The following is a 577-nucleotide window of genomic DNA, read 5'->3' as shown; positions in this document are numbered from 1 at the left end:
GGTCACCGCCAAGACAGACAGCATTCGGCGGCGCAATACCAAGTCGGTGCGGCAAAATCTCAAAAAGATACGTTACTAAGCCAAATGAACGCCAAGGTGAACACGCTGCTTATCGACAAGAGCAATCTTGAACAGCGCCTAGACCGTTATCAATCGACGCTACTTCCACAAGTAAAGTCTCGATCGGAAGCGGTCGGGCGAGGTTATCAAAATAATACCGCACAATTTAATACCGTCATTACCGCCAGCCAAGATGAACTGGCTTTGCAGCTTGAACAGCAACGTCTTGTCACGGATTTAAATCTCGTCAACAGCAACCTATCTGCGTTGCTTGGTGGGTTCAGCTTCAACGTTGAATTGCCACATTTCAACAGTGAAGAACAGAGCGCTCATCAAAGTCAGTCAGGTGCTGTGAATGCAAACCCAGACACCGTGAAGTAAGTGCGGATTGCAATTAAAGACGTAAGAATTAGGAAACCATTATGAAAACAACGAAAATCGTAACGCTCGCTCTTCTGATTGGCGTGGCTCTTGGTTTTGGAGTAGCCGGCGGGTTTAGTGCTAGCCACTACATCTT

General features: G+C 47.1%; 1 pseudogene. It reads left to right on the top strand.

The annotated features are described in order from the left end of the window. Positions 1-441, top strand: a pseudogene (locus tag ACP45E_RS01515) (TolC family protein); the annotation flags it as partial. Between the last annotated feature and the right edge of the window lie 136 nt (positions 442-577).

The organism is Vibrio genomosp. F10 str. 9ZD137 (assembly GCF_049974785.1).
Classification (GTDB): Bacteria; Pseudomonadota; Gammaproteobacteria; order Enterobacterales; family Vibrionaceae; genus Vibrio.
This window is presented reverse-complemented; position numbering and strand designations above follow the sequence as displayed.